Genomic DNA, 15797 nt, shown 5'->3' on the forward strand with positions numbered 1-15797 from the left:
CCGTCCGGGAACTGCTATACTCTGGTGGTGATTCCGATTATCTCGGTCTGACGCACTCTAGGGGTTAATCAACAGAACTCAAAGCCGGAGTTGTCAAAACTGAGGGCTTTCCTTCAGAACTGCGACCTGTGATCCGTTCGTGGTAAGCTAGGGCAGCGGCACTGGGGTGGACTTCATCAATAGGTGGGAGTTCTTGGTCAATTTGCAGACGATCGCAGGGAATCTTATCGGATAGAATGGCACTAGCCATTTTTCCTGTGTGAATCTCTAATAGGGCTTCTGGTATAGCTTCAAACACCAAACGCTGACCGGGAAATACCACCCGTTCAAAATACCAATTTGGGACATTGCTAATTCTGGCAATCTGAATATTGCTAGTAGCGTTAACGTAGCAGCAGAGAACTCGGCCAGGACTGTTATAGGGTACGGGATCAAGAATTTGAGCCATGTTAAGGAGTATTGCAATATGAGTTTTGTATACAGCCAAACTAACATTTTGCGATCGCTATTGGCTGTAATCGCGACTACCAATCGATCATGATTTTTGCCTGTAACCTACCGACTATCATATATTCGACGATCCCCCCATCTGGCTCAAGTGAAGCGATCGCAGCCCATTAACCCGCCCTCGCCATTGATTGTAAGATGAAAACAGCCAGCTATATTGTTAAGTTATATTAATAAGCAACCCATTCACTCATTTAAAATCATGGACCAAAAAATCCTATACGTTCGCCTCCCCTGCAACCCCATCTTCCCCATAGGGGTAGTTTACCTAGCAGACCATGTACATAAGCTATTTGGTTCTGTAGAGCAGCGAATCTTTGACCTAGGGACTGTTCCCCCCCTAGACTATAGTTTAGCCCTCAATAACTGCATTGACGAGTTCCAGCCGACACTGTTAGTATTTTCGTGGCGGGATATCCAAATTTATGCTCCCGTGGGCGGACGGGGCGGAAATCCTTTGCAAAATGCCTTTGAGTTTTACTATGCCAAAAACCCCCTAGTTAAGTTGCGGGGTGCTTTCGGAGGATTACGGTTAGCAGTATCCTACTATAACGAACTGTGGCGTAATACCAGTTTAGTGCGGCAGGGACTCAACCGAGCCAGACGCTATCAACCCCAAGCACGCGCGGTAGTAGGTGGCGGCGCGGTGAGTGTGTTTTATGAACAATTAGGGGAGAGTCTCCCTGATGGCACAATTATTTCCGTAGGGGAAGGGGAGGCGTTATTAGAAAAATTATTGAGGGGTGAAGACTTCAGTAATGAACGCTGTTATGTGGTCGGACAAACTCAACCACGCGATCGCATGATTCATGAAAAACCGACTAATATTGAGAAAACCGCCTGTAACTATGATTATATTAGCCAAGTTTGGCCGGAGTTTGACTACTATTTTCAGGATGGGGATTTTTATATCGGTGTTCAGACTAAGCGTGGTTGTCCCCACAACTGCTGTTATTGTGTCTATACCGTAATTGAAGGTAAACAGGTGCGGATTAATCCCGCTGATGAAGTAGTCGCAGAAATGCAGCAACTTTACCATCGTGGAATCCGTAACTTTTGGTTTACCGATGCTCAATTTATCCCCGCCCGTCGATTTATTGATGATGCCGTAGAACTGCTACAAAAAATCCTTGATGCTGGCATGAATGATATAAATTGGGCGGCGTATATTCGGGCGGATAACCTCACCCCCCAATTGTGTGAACTGATGGTTAAAACCGGAATGAATTACTTTGAAATCGGTATCACCAGCGGTTCCCAGGAATTGGTCAGAAAAATGCGGATGGGCTATAATCTGCGTGTAGTATTAGAAAACTGCCGAGATTTAAAAGCAGCCGGATTTAATGATTTGGTGTCTGTCAACTATTCCTTTAATGTGATTGATGAAACCTTTGACACTATCCGTCAGACCATTGCTTATCATCGGGAATTGGAGGCGATTTTTGGGGCGGATAAGGTGGAACCTGCCATCTTTTTTATTGGCTTACAACCCCACACCCATTTAGAAGAATATGCCTTTAACAACGGTATACTCGATCGCAATTATAATCCCATGAGTTTGATGCCTTGGACAGCCCGGAAACTTCTATGGAACCCGGAACCCTTGGGGTCTTTCTTTGGGGAGGTCTGTTTAGAAGCCTGGAAACGGAACCCTAATGATTTTGGACGGGGAGTGATGGATATCCTAGAAGAACGTCTGGGGAAATCATCCCTAGAAGAGGCTTTGAGTGCGCCTGTCCAAAGCGATCGCCCTGCTGACAAACAACTGGTCAAGGCAGGTTAAAATCATTCACAGTGTCGGAGAGTGGGCGATTTTGCCCACTTTCTTCGTAGAATAGCAACCATAAACCCTAATTTCTGATTATGCAACTCAAACGCTTAGGCCATGTAGCCATCTGTGTCCAAGATATTCAGACCGCCGCCAGTTTTTACCAAAATTTGGGTATGGAATTAGTATGGCAAGATAGCGATTGGGCTTATTTGAAGGCGGGAGATGATGGACTTGCCTTGCTGGGTCCAGGTTACAACCAAGCCAGATCCCATTTTGGGTTTGTGTTTAGCGATCGCACGGAAATAGAAACAGCCTATCAGCAATTACAACAACAAGGGGCAGAAATTACCCCCATTCACGAACACCGAGACGGTACCGCCTCCTTTTACGGTCGCGACCCGGACGGTAACGCCTTTGAGTATCTCTATGAACCCATCAAAAAAGGTGATAATTGAGTGATTTAATCATCCCTGTTTCCGTGGGTAGGTTAAGAGTTAAACAGTTCAGCCAAAAATTATATGTTTTTCAGAGCCAGATTAAAAAGCTATAGGCGATCGCCCCTAGCAGCTTGGGCAGAAGTAGACTGGTTATTATTAGTCGCCTGTGTCGCCCTCACCGGATTAGGCGGCATCATGATCCGTAGTGTAGAAGTTACCCAAGGACTGACAGACTGGTGGCAACACTGGATCACCGGAGGTGTAGGGTTAATCCTGGCGATGATAATTGCCAAGAGTAACTACCAAACACTAATCAATTGGAAATGGATAGTTTATATTATCGTTAACCTCTCCCTGATTGCCGTTCAATTAATCGGAACCACAGCCCTAGGAGCCCAACGCTGGATTAATATTGGTGGTTTTCACGTCCAGCCCTCCGAATTTGCCAAGGTGGGGATAATTATTGTTTTGGCAGCACTTCTGCACGAGGTCAAGATACCCAGCATTCCAGACACCATCAAAATGCTGATTATCGCGGCTGTTCCCTGGGGGTTAGTATTAATTGAACCCAACCTAGGAACCTCCCTAGTCTTTGGTATGATTACCCTGGGAATGTTGTATTGGGGCAATGTCCATCCCGGTTGGTTAATCCTGTTATTGTCCCCGATTATATCAGCTATTTTAACAACAGTCTATCAACCTGCTGGCATCATTTGGGCTGTAGCCATGGGGTTTGTAGGCTGGTGGAGTTTACCTTGGCGGTATGTGACCGGACCTCTCGCCTTGGGTATGAATTTGGGGGCCGGAAAATTAGGAGATATTTTCTGGGGGTTTCTGCAAGATTATCAAAAGCAGCGACTGATTGGCTTTTTAAACCCAGAGCAAGACCCCCTAGGAGCAGGATATCACTTAATTCAATCTCGCATTGCCATTGGTTCGGGACAGTTATATGGCCGAGGTTTGTATCAGGGAACCCAAACTCAGCTAGATTTTATTCCCGAACAGCATACCGACTTCATCTTTTCTGCCATTGGGGAAGAATTGGGGTTTATCGGTTGTATTATTGTTTTGGCAGTGTTCTGGATAATTTGCCTGCGATTGGTGATTATTGCCCAAACTGCTAAGGATAGTTTTGGTTCCTTAATTGCGATCGGGGTATTGTCAATGTTGATGTTCCAAGTATTTGTAAATATTGGCATGAATATTGGACTAGCACCAGTTACAGGCATCCCTTTACCATTTCTCAGCTATGGGCGATCGGCACTCCTAAGTAATTTTCTAGCCATGGGATTAGTAGAATCTGTTGCTAACCACCGACAGCGAAAACGCATTTTCTAGGCTTACCAATTCCTGGGGGGTTCTTTGTCGGGTTCAGTCAGCCAGTCCCCCTAACCCCTTTGGCGTAAGCAGTCGCCATTTTCACAAACCCATCATTTTAGTCAACAGGAGAGTGAACGCCTCGTGTTCCAAAACCTCAAACATGATTTAAAAAATGATTTGATTGCCGGGTTGCTGGTGGTAATTCCCCTGGCGACTACTATCTGGCTTAGTATTACCGTGGCTACAGCGGTGATTAAATTTCTGACCCGCATTCCTAAACAAGTTAACCCTTTTGATGGCCTCAATCCCATTCTGGTCAATCTACTTAATATTTTGGTGGGGTTAGCTGTTCCATTAATGGGTATTCTGTTCATTGGTCTGATGGCTAGAAATATCGCTGGTCAGTGGTTACTTAACCTCAGTGAACAGATTTTACAAGGCATTCCCTTGGCGGGGTCAGTTTACAAAACCCTCAAACAACTTCTGGAAACTCTCCTCAGAGACTCAAATGATAAGTTTCGGCGGGTGGTTCTGATAGAATATCCTCGGCGGGGAGTTTGGACTCTGGCTTTCGTCACCGGATCAGCAGATGCAACCATTCAATCTCACCTGTCGGAAGATATGATTGGTGTTTTTGTGCCGACTACTCCTAACCCTACCAGTGGCTGGTATGCTATTGTTCCCCGCCATGAAGCGATCGACTTATCCCTATCGGTAGAAGAAGCATTTAAAATTATCGTCTCCGGTGGTATTGTTAATGCTTCCACTTCTCTAAAGCCTAGCGCTAGTCCTCCTGTGGAAACTCCCCTAGACCCTATTATCTCTAAGAAAAATGCGGAACAACCTGTCACCCTGGAAGAACAACAATTTGCTCCTTAGGTTTACACGACGGAATAATCAGCCTATAGATTTTCCGGATTCATGACACCACTTTTGAAAAATAAAAGGTAGGTCATTGGATAGGATAACTATGGCTGGTGAATCTCCGTTTACCCCTCACAATCAATATACTTCTGATAAACCGCAGCGGCATCAGTCTTACCGTGGCCGTCTGCATCGTGGTATTATCCTGCTGTTATTGATTACTGCCGGGTTTTGTTTGTACACTGTTCAACTCGCTAATTTACAATTGATTCAAGGAGCTATCAATTGGGACAGAGCGGAAAATAACCGACTTCGCCTAGTTCCTATTCCGGCAAAACGAGGCGAAATTTTCGATCGCCATAATCAAAGACTCACCAGCAGTCGTTTGGCGCGATCAGTTTATATTTGGCCTAGGGAACAGTCACCCCAACAGTGGCAGGAAATTGCTACCCAACTGGGTCCGATTCTTGATATCACTCCACAAGAAATTATTAATCTTATCGAAAATAAGGGCTATAATTCCCATCTTTTTGTGCTAATTAAACAGGATATTACCCCAGGAATGTTTATTGCTCTCGCCGAACGTTCTGAGTATTTTAAAGGGGTAGAAGTTCGCGGGGAGTCTCAACGTTATTATCCACACAATCATCTGGCTTCCCATATTTTAGGATATATTGGCGCTGCTAGTTTACAGGAATTAAAGGCTAATCCTCAATACCCTATGGGAATGCTAACGGGGAAAATGGGGATAGAACGTATAGCTAACTCTTCCCTTGAGGGAGTGTGGGGAAATCGATTAATTGAGGTCAATTCTCGGGGAGAGGAAATTCAAGATCTAGGTATTCAACAACCAAAACCCGGTCAGCCGCTTCAGTTAACTTTAGATTTGGAACTACAAAAAACCGCCGAAACTGCTTTAGGCGATCGCTCTGGTGCTGTAGTAGTATTAGATGTGAAAACTGGCGCGATTTTGGCTATGGTTAGTCATCCTAGCTTTAATCCTAATATATTCTCTGGTCCGATGACTGCACAACAATGGCAACAATTACAAAGCGGCGAGAATCCTATGTTAAATAGGGCTGTACAGGGCTACCCTTCTGGTAGTACATTTAAAATTGTTACGGCGATCGCCGGTATAGAATCGGGTAAATTTTCCCCTAATTCAACTGTACCCACTGCGGGGGCTATTACCATTGGCGGCGTGAGTTTTCATGAGCATAGTAATAGTGGTTATGGTACTATTGGATTTAGAAAGGCACTTGCTGTTAGTAGTAATACCTTTTTTTATCAGGTGGGAATGGCGGCGGGACCTCATCAAATTGCTAAATGGGGGAAAGAATTAGGGATTGGTGGTAGTATTAATTTGGATTTATTGGGACTTGATGGCGCTAATCATGGTCAAATCCCTACCCCAGAAGAAAAACAAGCATGGTATGGTGAGCCTTGGTATGTGGCGGATACTGTCACTATGGCGATCGGTCAGGGGTTGGTTTTAGCTACTCCCTTGGAATTGGCGGTTATGACCAGTACCGTCGCTAATGGCGGCTATCGAGTACAACCTCACCTCTTGGCTTCCCAAACTAATACCGATGAAACTAAACCTATTAAAACTTCCATTTCGGCGGGTAGTTTAAATGTGGTCCGACAGGGATTAATTGATACTGTCAAGGAGGGAACTGCTAGAATTTTGAATGATGGTTCTATTCCTTTAACCGGAGGGAAAACTGGAACCGTAGAAATTCCCGGACACCCCAACAATTCTATGTATGTGGCTTTTGGACCTGCGGATCAACCAGAAATTGCGATCGCAGTTTTGGTCGAAAGAGGTGGTTATGGTTCTGTGTCCGCCGCACCTATTGCTAAGGCGGTTTTTCAGACCTATTTCAATGGGAGAAAATAGCATCAGGAGCGATCGCTCCTATTTGACCCCCACCAGACACCGAGAAACCCGGTTTCTTTAGAGTTTCTTTCCCCCCACCAGACACCGAGAAACCCGGTTTCTTAGGTAAAATCTTGATTGAGAAACAGAGAGACTGGTAGAAACCGGGTTTCTTTCCCCCCACCACCTAACGAAAAGGAAACCCTTTCCGACGACTCAACCAGATGAGAAATTTAGTCCCACTCCACCCCACAATAGCACCCGCAACACTGGCGAAAAGAGCGATCGCAAAAGGATGGGAAATTCCCCCGCCATTTTCTGGTAGGGGAAAAATCCTCGGTTCCTCAAACATTAACCCCGAAGTAGAAGCGATAATGGCTCCCGTCCCAATGGCTACACCCCAAGCCTGAATTTCGTCTTGGAGTTTTTGGTTTTGTTGTTCTCGGGTGCGATCGCGTTGGGTTTGTTCAATCTCCACTATACCACGAATTGAGGCGATCGCTTTATCCGCTAAACTTGACCCCTCCACAAAGTAGTTGAGTTCGTCACTAATGCGGGTTTGGAAATAGGGAGAAGTGCGATCGCTAAACTCCCTGAAAACATCCATTTCCTGCTGTTGTAAATCATAACCCTTCTTTCTCAGCCTGTCAAAAATATCCGTCAATGTTACCTGATAGTTTTTCGTATTGATGCTAATCGTATTGCGACAATGCTTATAGTTTCGCAACAGTCGCGCATATTCCAAATCTAACGCCGCCAATTCCTTTAACACCTTTTTCAGGTCTTCCAGTTGCCTCTCAGTCAACGCTAGACGGGTTTCATTTTGGGTTAATTCTTGCTTAAAAGACTTGACTTTATGCTCTAACTGTGTATAGGCGATGTAGGTTTTGCGGTACAGTGTCCGCGTTTCCCGGTAGGCGGAAAGCACCTTATTTCGATAGTAAAATAGATTGATAAATTGGCGATAAGCATCCACCAACTTACCACTGGCTAAATCGTCCCGAAACAGGAAGATGATGATATGGGGTTGCACCTGCGCTTCCCCCTCTAAATTCCCGTCAACAACTTGACCGCCAAACTCAAAAAACGGGCTACCAAACAACTCCCCCATTTTGTGCAAAGGTGGACGTTTAACCTTACGGGAAGGCATTACCTGCGCCAAGCAACTGTGCGCTAAATCTGCCAAATCTTCCGGCTTTTTTGTGCGTTCATTTACTGGCAAAAATGCCGTTAATAGCAATGTTTGTTCCAGAGAGCTTTGGATGAAATCTGGCAGAAAAACCAGGCTTTCTGTGTTTAAATTGCGCCAAAACGAAATATCGACCTCTGGGGTTTTGTTGCCATTTTCCGATTCTGGGCGACATAAATTAACCGTTAAGCTATAACTATCATTCAGTCGGTGGGTGTAGATATTCCCCGTTATTTTTAAGTCCGAATTAGGCAGAGTTCCCGTGAGGTGGAGACGGTTCTTAGGATTCAGGTTAACTTCCAAGCCGACGGGTTCTGGGGAGTTGTCTGGGTAGCCGTGAATGTCGAGGCGTTCCGTAAAACCCAGCGCCTCTAAAATATCATCTCCCCTTTCCCATAACTGTTTCGGGTGCGGCGCAAGGGAATCCGTTTCCCCCGTCAATCCCCGCCACAGATGAAACGCGAAAAGGTGCAAATTGGGAGCATAAACCGTGTGGGGAATTATTTTTTTTGAATCCATTGACTCAAACTTTCCCGAACATAGATAAACAAGGAGATTTGGGAGGAATTGGGAGCCGGAGTAATAATCACCCTGGTTTCCGTTTCTTCGATGATTTGGAAGTTGGGAATTGTGTATTGTATTTCATCGGGAGAATCTTCTTCGAGTTCGTCGGCTTCCTTGCGGGTTTTGTTGGCTTCCTTGCGGGTTCTTTGTCGTCGCGCTTTTTCCAAGTGATTTTGGGCTTGCGGAAATCGTGCCATCCAGTCTATAATCAGATCTGATGCCTGATTGATATCGGCTTCAGATAGATTCTGCAAGTTGGCTGCCAATTCCTTAGCGGGTTCCAAAGCATCTGGCGGTAGGATTGGCGGTTCAGCTTCCAGAAGTTCGGCGAACATCAGCAGAGTTTCGGTTGAGTCTTTCATGGTTGTCTGGTTGGGAATAGATTATTGGGTCCTGCAATTCATTATTAATTATTAATTATTAATTATTAATTATTGACTAAACTCCGATCGCACAAAATGCCCCCCAATGGATAGGATGTTGATAGGGTCGGTAATCGGCGCGTTTAAGACCTAACCCCAAGTTATCTCGGAGTTTCGCCTTGGGATAAGGGTTTCCCGCCGAGTCCTGCTCATTCAGCCACGCCGTTAACTCCTGCTTCGTGACTGCTCTCATCCACTCTTGAGCCTGTTTCAAGGCTAACGCCACCGAGGGCTGGGTCTGCATTTCCTCATACAATTTTACCATCAAAATCGCGGTCGAGACATCATTCACCGCCCAAAGACTGCAAATCACATTCGCCGCCCCCGCATACAGAAACCCTAGCCCCAAACTGATATACTCTTCCAAGTTGGGGGAAAAGTCTGTTAACCCCGTTTCACAAGCCGAGAGAATCACCAGGCGACAGGCGGGTAAATCCAGTTCAAACAATTCTCCCAGGGTGTAACATTTGCTTAGGTCAATCTGCGTGCCTTTGCGCCAAGGGAGAAAACGAGTCTCGGCGGGTTCAGAGGGGGTGGTTTCCTCGCAGAGGGTTAGCCCTTCTGTGTCACTGACGGAGACTTTCGCCCCCGCTAACACCAGGGGAGAGAGGAGGGGACTGTTGAAATTGAACGCCCCATGTCCGGCAAAATGGAGATAGTCCGCCTCTTGGAATGCTTGGCGGTGGGGGTCTTCCTTCAGGCTGGTTTTGCTGGCTTGCTGGCGAGTGAGACGGCTGGCGTTGGTGGAGAAGTTGGCTAAAATGGCTTCAACCTCTAAGTCCGCATAGTATAGGTCTTCCGTGGGATTTTGGATAGCAAAGAAGCGCTGGCGGTTGCTGGTTTTGCGCTGGCGTTGGGAGACTTCCAGGAATTGACAACTCGGGCTATAGGTGACTCCCAGGGGAAATCTATCGGCGAGATAGTCCGGTTCATCCTCATCCCCCAGGGGTAAGGCGTGGAGGGGGAATAAATGCAACTCCCGATAGGGGACGACAATTAGGCGGCGGTAGGTGGGGGGAATTTGGGGGAGGAGTTGGGGTAATTCCAGGATATCCCGCAGACGGCGCAGGAAGTGGTCGAGATTGGTTTCCCAGTCGTCGGAGTGGTGGCGTTGATAGGTTTGGAGATAGGTGTCGCGCAACTCCTGTAATTGCTCCAGGTTTTCTGGGGGGGAAAGATGCACGGAAATTTCCCCGGTTTCGCCCCTGACGATAAAGGTATAAATTCCTTGGGGGCTGAGATACCATTGCATCAACAGGGTTTCCTTATCCAATAACTCCTGAATTTTCGAGAATTGGATGGGTTGGACTCGTTGGGTGAGGCTGAAGTTGGGGTCGTAGGTGTTTAGGGTTTTCAGGAGTTTGGTTAAGGCCTTTTGCGCCTGTTCGTACTCTTGACGCAGGCTCTTCATAACTTCCGGGGTGAAGTTGGCGGCACTGCTGCCCCGTTGTCCCAGTCCGCCGATGTCCTGATTATCGGAGTTGGTGGGGGTTTCGAGGGTTTCGATAAGTCGCTGTTTGGCGGTGACTTCCCGACGCAGCTTGTCGAGTTGTCGCAGAATTTCTGGGGGAATGTCGCCTTTGGGGTAAAGGTCGCGGTTGCTGAGGAGTTCGATGAGGTTGCGGGATTTGCTGCGTTCGACGCTGGCTAAGGCTTTCCCGATATCGCCGCCATTGATGCAGGCTTGCACCAGTTGGGGATAGAGGTCTAGGGCCGCTTCCCGGCGTTTTTGTTTCTCGCTGTAGGAGTCGGTGAAAGTGCAACGGGTTTCGACGGCTTCGATCGCAGCCTCATAGCCATAGATGGCGGTTTCCCAGTCTTGAATCCGAAAGGCAGCATTGCCCAATCTGCGCCCGATATCCAAGGCTTCTAGGGGGAATTGCTCTGGGGGACAAATGGTTAACCCTTCTTTCCAGGCGGCGATCGCTTCAGGAATTCGGTTTAAGTGTTGATAGACAAAGGCGAGAAGATTGTAAATATCAGCCATCCCTTTGCGATCGCCCAATTCGGTCATCACTTCCAAATATTGCTGATACAGACGCTCCGCCTCCTCCCAGTTGCCCCGATTTCGCTGGATATCTCCCAACAGTCCCCAAGAGGATGCCATCCCGGCGCGATCGCCCAATTCGGTTTCAATTGCCAAACATTGCTGATACAGACGCTCCGCCTCGTCCCAGTTGCCCCGATTTCGCTGGATATCTCCCAACTGTCCCCAAGAGGTAGCCATCCCGGCGCGATCGCCCAATTCGGTTCTCAATGCCAAAGATTGCTGATACAGACGCTCCGCCTCGTCCCAGTTGCCCCGGTCGCGCTCAATACAACCTAACCATTCCCAACATAAAGCGATTCTAGCCCTATCCCCGATTTCCTCATACAAGGCGAGAGACTGTTGCAAAGATTCCCAGGCTTGGGGATATTGACTCCGTTCATACTGTTGAAATCCTTGCTGCAACAGAGCATCTGCTGTCGATTTAGTTTCTAGCCGAGGCAACTCATAGTTAACCGCTTCGATTGTATCGGCAAAATCCCGCAACCAACCTGCATTCCCCTCCCCCTCTTCCGCCATCATCTCGGCAACGTCGCGCATCACCTGCACTAATCCCTCATCCACCAGTTCCGGGTGCTTCCTCAATATCGCCGCTTCCTCCCCACTGCGACAGTTGAGGAGTTCTTGAATCAGGGAGAGATAGGCTTGCACTCGTTGTTCATCCATGACCACGCACCGGATAGGGATACCACCACAATTTTACCCCATGCGGCTAGAATCCACCACAGACAATATCCCGTCGGGGGAGTCGTCAATTGGTCTGAAATCGGTAATACTAGGAGTGAGCATCAATATGGGGTAAAATAGCCATGACCGAATTACTCGCAAGTGCGATCGCGCGATTACAAACCTTGTCTGAGAGTCAGCAAAATGCGATCGCTGCAATCATCCTAGAAGAAATTGAGCAGGAGTGTCGTTGGGATGAATCATTCTCACGTTCTCCAGATATTCTTGCCAAACTCGCGGCTTCAGCAATGGCGGAATATCATGCTGGTAAAACCCACCCACTTCACCCAGAAAAGCTGTGAAATCGCGCACTACTGACCAGTTTCGTAAACTATTTAGTGACTTGCCTAAGCCGGTTCAACAACAGGCTCGCGCTGCTTATCGCCAGTTCCAGAATAACCCAAACCATCCAAGTCTACGGTTCAAAAAAGTGCATCCAGAGTTACCCATTTATTCGGCTCGTATTAACAAAAACTACCGAGCAGTCGGCCAAGTAGATGGAGATACAGTGATCTGGTTTTGGATCGGTTCGCATACGGACTACGACAAGTTGTTAGGGTAGATGTAGTTACAGCCTTTGCTTTGATAAGAGGAGTTCCCGGTGCTTGCTCAATCTCGCCGCTTCCTCCCCACTGTCACAGTTGAGGAGTTTTTGAATCAGGGAGAGATAGGCTTGCACTCGTTGTTCATCCATGACCACGCACCGGATAGGGATACCACCACAATTTTACCCAATCCCCCCAACATTGAATCCTGTTTATCGCTTTTTCCTAACTAAGTGACCTTGGCGGCAAAATCAACGGGACCCTCAATTTTGACCTGCTTTAACTTGGAAAATAAACTGTTGTTGGTTTTGGGACGCGAAAAATTCTTGACAATTTCATAGAGTTGTGCTAACTCATCCTCGTCTAGTTTGCTAATTTCCTCATCAATCAATTGCCTGATATTCATGGTTATTTTACTAGGTAACAACAGAGAGTTTATTCAGGCTTTACACCAAAACTCAGATATTCCCACCTCTTCAGGATAGTATCCCCATTTTACCCCATCCCCAGACTTTCAGAAACCCCGTTTCTTAGGGAAATCTTTTGTGACTGCCCAGCTTTGGCTACCAAGGGAGTTATAATTGCCAGATGGATAAATTGCCTAATATATCGATTATAGCTGCCCAGATTCTGGAGATTGTCTACAGAATTATCTTTGTGGAAGTGGGGGGGATACCCTTAATTGTGGTCTGGTTTATGGCGGGTGGTCTGGTTTTCACCCTGTGGATGAGATTTGTTAATCTTAGGGGTTTCACACACGCTATTAAAGTGGTTTTGGGAGTCTATGATAACCCGGAAGATGAGGGGGAAGTTTCCCACTTTCAAGCATTGGCTACCGCTTTATCCGCTACTGTGGGATTAGGAAATATTGCGGGAGTGGCGATCGCTATTGGTTTGGGAGGTCCGGGGGCTGTGGTTTGGATGACTCTCGCGGGTTTTCTGGGAATGAGTAGTAAATTTGTGGAATGTACCCTCGCTCAAAAATACCGCCTCGTTAACCCAGATGGTACGATCGCCGGGGGTCCTATGTATTATCTATCGGCGGGTTTACAGGACTTGGGACAAAAAAACTTGGGTCGGGTTTTGGCCGCTATGTTTGCTGTTTTGGCGATCGCCGCTGCCTTGGGGAGTTCCAGCATCTTTCAAGCTAATCAGTCTAAGGTCGCGATCGCACGAGTTTTTCCCGTATTCGCCTCTCAGGGGTGGCTCTATGGCTCGGTTTTGGTGCTTTTGGTCGGATTGGTCATTATTGGGGGTATTCGCCGTATAGCTCAAATTACCGCGGTTCTGGTTCCGGTCATGTGTGCTATATATGTAATGGCCGCGCTGTGGGTTCTGCTGGTCAATTGGGCAAAAATTCCTGATGCGATCGCTACTATTTTCGCCTCGGCTTTTGACCCTCAAGCTGTCATGGGGGGAGGTTTGGCAGCCTTAATTCAAGGGTTTAGAAGGGCGGCTTTTTCTAATGAGGCGGGCTTGGGAATTGCGGCGATCGCTCATGCTGCCGCTCGCACAGATGAACCTATCCGAGAGGGAATAGTCGCCACCCTGGAACCATTAATTGATACCGTCATTATCTGCAATATGACCGCCTTAGTTATCATTATTACCGGAGCCTATAATAACCCCGCCTGGGCGAATTTAGGAGGCGCAGAAATCACATCCGCCGCCTTTGGTTCCGTGATTCATTGGTTCCCTTATGTGTTGGCTGCGGCTTTATTTTGCTTTGCTTTCTCCACGATGATAGCCTGGGGATATTATGGGGAATTGTGTTGGCAATATTTATTAGGACAACGCTGGGCGATTATTTATAAACTCCTATTTTTAACCGCCATATTTTTAGGGGCGATCGTCAATCCTCAAGCCGTGATTAAATTCAGTGATGCCATGTATCTAACCATGTCAATTCCTAATCTATTGGGACTATATTTTCTAGCCCCCACAGTCGCGCGAGATTTGACTGACTATTGGCAAAAATTAACAACATCTAATCAGGTCGCCCAAAACAGTTAAACTAGAAAAGGAATTTTTTGCCCCATAATCGAGGAGTTGCTATGCTTGCTAAACGCATTTTACCATGTTTAGATGTTAGAGCCGGTCGGGTGGTCAAGGGTGTCAATTTTGTTAATCTCCAAGACGCTGGCGACCCGGTGGAATTGGCTGCCGCCTATAATGACGCGGGGGCTGATGAATTGGTGTTTCTGGACATTACCGCTACCCATGAAGACCGCGATATCATTATTGATGTGGTCTATCGTACCGCTGAACAGGTGTTTATCCCTTTGACCGTCGGGGGGGGTATCCAAAACTTAGAAATGATTAAAAATTTGTTAAGGGCGGGGGCTGATAAGGTCAGCATTAACTCGGCGGCGGTCCGTGACCCAGATTTAATCAATAAAGCCAGCGATCGCTTTGGTGTTCAGTGTATTGTAGTCGCTATTGATGCCCGTCGGCGCACTGACCCAAATAATCCCGGTTGGGATGTTTTTGTCCGTGGTGGTCGCGAAAATACCGGACTTGATGCGATCGCTTGGGCGAAAGAATTGGCGCAACGAGGCGCGGGAGAACTTCTGGTCACCAGTATGGACGCAGACGGCACACAAGCAGGCTATGACCTGGAATTAACCCGGACTATCGCTGAAAGTGTCGAAATTCCCGTGATTGCCTCTGGGGGCGCGGGAACCTCTCAGCATATCTACGAAGCCTTAACCGAGGGACGCGCGGAGGCGGCTTTATTGGCTTCTCTGTTACATTACGGACAGTTAAGCGTCGCTGAAATCAAATCCTATCTCGCCACTCGCCATATTCCCGTCCGTCCCCACGCACTCCCCCACGTCTAATGGTTTCCCCACGGGAGTTTTACCTAAACAAAAGATTAAATTTTCCCCATTACCGGCTCAGTTACGAAACTCCTGTTAGAATGGAAGAAATGTTACAAAACGTAACTTATGCTGATTCCTATTCTAATAATTGATATAGCTCTGGTGGCCTGGTCTGTACATCTGATGCAGCAAGCGGCTCGATATCGAGAGTCTTCCTTTGTCCTGGCTGGTATATTAGTGGCTATTTCCGCCGTCGCTATGGTTGTGGTTTATTTTCTCATGGGTTCGTGTATCGACCACCTTACCCAAATGTCTCATCATGCTTACTCCTATATGTGATCTGGTGCGATCGCCTACAGTCCCACCTTTAGACCCCGTGGGGCGACCATTACCAGTGGGGGGCGATCGATTTTCCTGCCTCTGGGCGAGGCTATCAAAAAATTTTTGCCAAAATCATTGACTTAACCAATCATCCTGTGATACATTAAAAGATGTCTTGTCCGGGGTTATAGCTCAGTTGGTAGAGCACTGCAATGGCATTGCAGGGGTCAGCGGTTCGAGTCCGCTTAGCTCCATTTCAGTTGAACCCTTATCCTAACGGCGATAACCGGGAAACACTCAACCCGATAGTCGTACCTAATTACTCAGATATTACTCACAATCTAGTCCTAGCACAGGAAAATAATTCTGTCAATAGGATGATT

At 47.1% G+C, this 15797-nt stretch carries 16 protein-coding genes and 1 tRNA gene; 11 read left to right on the forward strand and 6 right to left on the reverse strand.

What is annotated here, in order from left to right; genetic code table 11:
• Positions 1-64: 64 nt before the first annotated feature.
• Positions 65-448: a DUF1830 domain-containing protein gene (locus tag ACTIE0_RS01880; protein WP_006625375.1), complete on the reverse strand. Its 384-nt coding sequence runs from the start codon at positions 446-448 to the stop codon at positions 65-67.
• Between the two features lie 261 nt (positions 449-709).
• Between ACTIE0_RS01880 and ACTIE0_RS01885 the strand changes: the two genes are divergently transcribed.
• The 5 genes from ACTIE0_RS01885 to mrdA all read left to right on the forward strand — a co-directional run bounded on the left by ACTIE0_RS01885 (position 710) and on the right by mrdA (position 6799).
• On the forward strand, positions 710-2290 hold the full coding sequence (locus ACTIE0_RS01885) for a photosystem II high light acclimation radical SAM protein (protein ID WP_006625374.1): 1581 nt from the start codon (positions 710-712) through the stop codon (positions 2288-2290).
• Between the two features lie 80 nt (positions 2291-2370).
• Positions 2371-2733 (forward strand): VOC family protein, encoded by a 363-nt coding sequence (locus ACTIE0_RS01890; protein WP_006625373.1) that lies wholly within the window; start codon positions 2371-2373, stop codon positions 2731-2733.
• A 63-nt stretch (positions 2734-2796) separates the two neighbouring features.
• Positions 2797-4053: a rod shape-determining protein RodA gene (gene rodA / locus ACTIE0_RS01895; protein WP_006670328.1), complete on the forward strand. Its 1257-nt coding sequence runs from the start codon at positions 2797-2799 to the stop codon at positions 4051-4053.
• 123 nt (positions 4054-4176) lie between these two features.
• Entirely contained in the window at positions 4177-4914 is a 738-nt protein-coding gene (locus ACTIE0_RS01900; RefSeq protein ID WP_006625371.1) for a DUF502 domain-containing protein, read from the forward strand.
• A gap of 91 nt (positions 4915-5005) precedes the next feature.
• Positions 5006-6799: a penicillin-binding protein 2 gene (gene mrdA, locus ACTIE0_RS01905; RefSeq protein WP_006670327.1), complete on the forward strand. Its 1794-nt coding sequence runs from the start codon at positions 5006-5008 to the stop codon at positions 6797-6799.
• Positions 6800-6965: 166 nt separating this feature from the next.
• Here the strand turns inward: mrdA and ACTIE0_RS01910 are convergent, their stop codons facing one another.
• The 3 genes from ACTIE0_RS01910 to ACTIE0_RS01920 form a co-directional block, all read right to left on the reverse strand.
• Positions 6966-8486 (reverse strand): hypothetical protein, encoded by a 1521-nt coding sequence (locus ACTIE0_RS01910; protein WP_006670326.1) that lies wholly within the window; start codon positions 8484-8486, stop codon positions 6966-6968.
• Entirely contained in the window at positions 8468-8893 is a 426-nt protein-coding gene (locus ACTIE0_RS01915; RefSeq protein WP_006670325.1) for a hypothetical protein, read from the reverse strand. The genes ACTIE0_RS01910 and ACTIE0_RS01915 overlap by 19 nt, the downstream gene beginning before the upstream one ends.
• 76 nt (positions 8894-8969) lie before the next feature.
• Complete coding sequence (locus ACTIE0_RS01920; protein WP_439516825.1) at positions 8970-11666, reverse strand: CHAT domain-containing protein; 2697 nt, start codon at positions 11664-11666, stop codon at positions 8970-8972.
• A gap of 143 nt (positions 11667-11809) precedes the next feature.
• Here ACTIE0_RS01920 and ACTIE0_RS01925 point away from each other — a divergent pair, with 143 nt between their 5' ends.
• Entirely contained in the window at positions 11810-12028 is a 219-nt protein-coding gene (locus tag ACTIE0_RS01925) for a hypothetical protein (RefSeq protein ID WP_006670322.1), read from the forward strand.
• Complete coding sequence (locus ACTIE0_RS01930; protein ID WP_006670321.1) at positions 12025-12288, forward strand: type II toxin-antitoxin system RelE family toxin; 264 nt, start codon at positions 12025-12027, stop codon at positions 12286-12288. The genes ACTIE0_RS01925 and ACTIE0_RS01930 overlap by 4 nt, the downstream gene beginning before the upstream one ends.
• A gap of 6 nt (positions 12289-12294) precedes the next feature.
• Here ACTIE0_RS01930 and ACTIE0_RS01935 read toward each other — a convergent pair whose 3' ends face one another.
• Together ACTIE0_RS01935 and ACTIE0_RS01940 are read right to left on the reverse strand one after the other, a co-directional pair.
• Positions 12295-12420 (reverse strand): hypothetical protein, encoded by a 126-nt coding sequence (locus ACTIE0_RS01935; protein WP_006670320.1) that lies wholly within the window; start codon positions 12418-12420, stop codon positions 12295-12297.
• Between the two features lie 80 nt (positions 12421-12500).
• Positions 12501-12677: a hypothetical protein gene (locus ACTIE0_RS01940; RefSeq protein WP_006670319.1), complete on the reverse strand. Its 177-nt coding sequence runs from the start codon at positions 12675-12677 to the stop codon at positions 12501-12503.
• A gap of 182 nt (positions 12678-12859) precedes the next feature.
• Between ACTIE0_RS01940 and ACTIE0_RS01945 the strand changes: the two genes are divergently transcribed.
• The 4 genes from ACTIE0_RS01945 (at position 12860) to ACTIE0_RS01960 (ending at position 15668) form a co-directional block, all read left to right on the forward strand.
• Positions 12860-14284, forward strand: a complete 1425-nt coding sequence (locus ACTIE0_RS01945) for an alanine/glycine:cation symporter family protein (RefSeq protein WP_006670318.1) — start codon at positions 12860-12862, stop codon at positions 14282-14284.
• A gap of 41 nt (positions 14285-14325) precedes the next feature.
• A complete protein-coding gene (gene hisF / locus ACTIE0_RS01950) occupies positions 14326-15111 on the forward strand; it encodes an imidazole glycerol phosphate synthase subunit HisF (protein ID WP_006616338.1) in 786 nt (261 codons plus the stop codon).
• A 108-nt stretch (positions 15112-15219) separates the two neighbouring features.
• Positions 15220-15432 (forward strand): hypothetical protein, encoded by a 213-nt coding sequence (locus tag ACTIE0_RS01955; protein ID WP_006625359.1) that lies wholly within the window; start codon positions 15220-15222, stop codon positions 15430-15432.
• A 163-nt stretch (positions 15433-15595) separates the two neighbouring features.
• A tRNA-Ala gene (locus ACTIE0_RS01960) sits at positions 15596-15668 on the forward strand.
• Positions 15669-15797: the final 129 nt, after the last annotated feature.

Source organism: Limnospira sp. (assembly GCF_051859755.1).
In the GTDB taxonomy this organism is placed as follows: Bacteria; Cyanobacteriota; Cyanobacteriia; order Cyanobacteriales; family Microcoleaceae; genus Limnospira; species Limnospira fusiformis.

Coding starts and splice junctions, on each gene's coding strand:
- ACTIE0_RS01885 (WP_006625374.1), top strand. CDS start 710: ATGGACCAAAAAATCCTATACGTTCGCCTCCCCTGCAACCCCATCTTC.
- ACTIE0_RS01940 (WP_006670319.1), bottom strand. CDS start 12,677: ATGAATATCAGGCAATTGATTGATGAGGAAATTAGCAAACTAGACGAG.
- ACTIE0_RS01925 (WP_006670322.1), top strand. CDS start 11,810: ATGACCGAATTACTCGCAAGTGCGATCGCGCGATTACAAACCTTGTCT.
- mrdA (WP_006670327.1), top strand. CDS start 5,006: ATGGCTGGTGAATCTCCGTTTACCCCTCACAATCAATATACTTCTGAT.
- rodA (WP_006670328.1), top strand. CDS start 2,797: ATGTTTTTCAGAGCCAGATTAAAAAGCTATAGGCGATCGCCCCTAGCA.
- ACTIE0_RS01920 (WP_439516825.1), bottom strand. CDS start 11,666: ATGGATGAACAACGAGTGCAAGCCTATCTCTCCCTGATTCAAGAACTC.
- ACTIE0_RS01880 (WP_006625375.1), bottom strand. CDS start 448: ATGGCTCAAATTCTTGATCCCGTACCCTATAACAGTCCTGGCCGAGTT.
- ACTIE0_RS01890 (WP_006625373.1), top strand. CDS start 2,371: ATGCAACTCAAACGCTTAGGCCATGTAGCCATCTGTGTCCAAGATATT.
- ACTIE0_RS01910 (WP_006670326.1), bottom strand. CDS start 8,486: ATGGATTCAAAAAAAATAATTCCCCACACGGTTTATGCTCCCAATTTG.
- ACTIE0_RS01915 (WP_006670325.1), bottom strand. CDS start 8,893: ATGAAAGACTCAACCGAAACTCTGCTGATGTTCGCCGAACTTCTGGAA.
- hisF (WP_006616338.1), top strand. CDS start 14,326: ATGCTTGCTAAACGCATTTTACCATGTTTAGATGTTAGAGCCGGTCGG.
- ACTIE0_RS01945 (WP_006670318.1), top strand. CDS start 12,860: ATGGATAAATTGCCTAATATATCGATTATAGCTGCCCAGATTCTGGAG.
- ACTIE0_RS01935 (WP_006670320.1), bottom strand. CDS start 12,420: ATGGATGAACAACGAGTGCAAGCCTATCTCTCCCTGATTCAAAAACTC.
- ACTIE0_RS01955 (WP_006625359.1), top strand. CDS start 15,220: ATGCTGATTCCTATTCTAATAATTGATATAGCTCTGGTGGCCTGGTCT.